The 1,717-nt window shown below is 73.9% G+C and carries 3 protein-coding genes; all 3 read left to right on the top strand.

The features are described from left to right. Positions 1-160: 160 nt before the first annotated feature. The 3 genes from gvpJ to DZF91_RS24240 are packed head-to-tail and all read left to right on the top strand — an operon-like array spanning position 161 to position 1,607. The gene (gvpJ, locus tag DZF91_RS24250; RefSeq protein WP_117359600.1) at positions 161-613 is read left to right on the top strand and encodes a gas vesicle protein GvpJ; all 453 of its coding nucleotides are present in this window, start codon (positions 161-163) and stop codon (positions 611-613) included. Further along, positions 610-1,380: a GvpL/GvpF family gas vesicle protein gene (locus DZF91_RS24245; protein ID WP_117359599.1), complete on the top strand. Its 771-nt coding sequence runs from the start codon at positions 610-612 to the stop codon at positions 1,378-1,380. The genes gvpJ and DZF91_RS24245 overlap by 4 nt, the downstream gene beginning before the upstream one ends. Next, positions 1,380-1,607, top strand: coding sequence for a gas vesicle protein GvpG (locus DZF91_RS24240; protein WP_117359598.1), 228 nt, complete (start codon positions 1,380-1,382; stop codon positions 1,605-1,607). Before DZF91_RS24245 ends, DZF91_RS24240 begins: the two co-directional genes overlap by 1 nt. Positions 1,608-1,717 lie beyond the last annotated feature (110 nt).

Genomic DNA, 1,717 nt, shown 5'->3' with positions numbered 1-1,717 from the left:
GTCGGTCGCCGCCGCCCGCAAGGGCGCGCGCAGGCGCTCGCGGGGCCGCGGCCGGCGCCGCTGACGCCGACGGCCAGTTTAGTCCGAATAGTCCGGGTAGGACCCCGGTGCACGTCCGGGGTCCGTCCCCGGCCCCTCGAACCCCCAAGGAGCTGATGAGATGACTGGGCCGATCGCCCAGCAGACTTCGGGCACCAACTACGTCCAGGGCGGTGGCGGCGGCGGCGGAGGCCGCGGCGGCGGCCTGGCCGACGTCGTCGACCTGATCCTGGAAAAGGGTCTCGTCATCGACCTGTACGCCCGAGTCGCGCTGGTAGGTATCGAGATCCTCACCGTCGACGTGCGGATCGTCGTCGCCAGTGTGGACACCTACCTGCGGTTCGCGCAGGCCGTGAACCGCCTCGACATCGCGCACGACGGCACCGCCCAGGGCCTGCCGCAGTTCGTCGGCGGCATGCAGGAGTCCGGCGCCAAGAAGAAGACCAAGGGCGCGCTGAGCGGCGCCGGCGAGCGCCTCAAGGAGACCTTCGGCAGCGGCGACGACGACTCCGAAGCCGAGGAGAAGCAGCCCGCCCGCCGTTCCAAGAAGGACAAGGAGGAGGACGACAAGTGACCACCCCGCAGGCCGAGTCCCAGACCGTCCCGCAGTACGTCTACGGCGTGACCCGTGCGGACGCGACGATCCCGGACGACCTCGCGGGTCTGGAGGACCAGCCGGTCCGGGTCGTCTCGCACGACGGGCTCGCCGCGCTCACCAGCGACCTGCCCACCGGCCGGCCGCTCGGGCAGCGCGCCGACCTGATGGCGCACCAGCGCGTCCTGCAGGCCCTGGTGGAGGGCGGCACCCCGGTGCTGCCGTTCCGCTTCGGCGCGGCGCTGGCCGACGCCGACGCCGTCCGCGGCGAGCTGCTGGAGAGCAACACCGACCGGCTCACCGAGGTGCTCGACGGGATCGACGGCCGGATCGCCGTCCGCGTCAAGGGCACCTACGACCAGGACGCGGTGCTCCGCGAGGTCCTCACCGAGGACCCCGAGATCGCCGAGCTGTCCGCGCGGCTGCGCGAGGTTCCGGAGGAGGCGGCCGACGCCGTCCACTTCGACCGCGTGCGGCTGGGCGAGATGATCGTGAACGCGCTGCACGCCCGCCGGGAGCGGGACGGTGAGCGGCTGCTTTCGGCGCTCGCACCGCTGGCCCAGGCCGTCGTCGCGCACGACCCCGCCCGCGACGAGGACGTCCTCGACGCCTCGATGCTGGTCACCGAGGCCAAGCGGGCCGAGTTCGAGAAGGCCGTGGAAAGCCTGTCCGAGGAGCACGGCGACCGCATCCGGCTCCGGATGGTCGGCCCGCTGCCGCCCTACGACTTCGTCCCGGAGGGCTGATGGGCCTGTTCACCGGGCTGGTCACCCTTCCCCTCGCCCCCGTGCGCGGCGTCGTGTGGCTCGCCGAGGTCCTGCAGGAGCAGGCCGAGGCCCAGCTGTTCGACCCGGGGCGCATCGCCGCCGAGATGCAGGAGGTCGCCGACGCCGTGGCGGCGGGCGAGATGACCGAGGACGAGGCCGCGGAGGCCGAGGAGAGGCTGATCGCGCGCCTGCACGGGCAGGCGTGATGGCCGCCGCGCGCAGGAAGGCGGCCGGCGCCGCCGCCGGACCGGCACGGAGGTCCGCTGCCGGTCCGGCTCGGCGGAGGCGCCTGGCCGCCCGGGTGGCGCCGCGGCGG

Origin of the sequence: Actinomadura logoneensis (genome assembly GCF_003428695.1) — a bacterium.
GTDB classification, from domain to species: domain Bacteria; phylum Actinomycetota; class Actinomycetes; order Streptosporangiales; family Streptosporangiaceae; genus Spirillospora; species Spirillospora logoneensis.
This window is presented reverse-complemented; position numbering and strand designations above follow the sequence as displayed.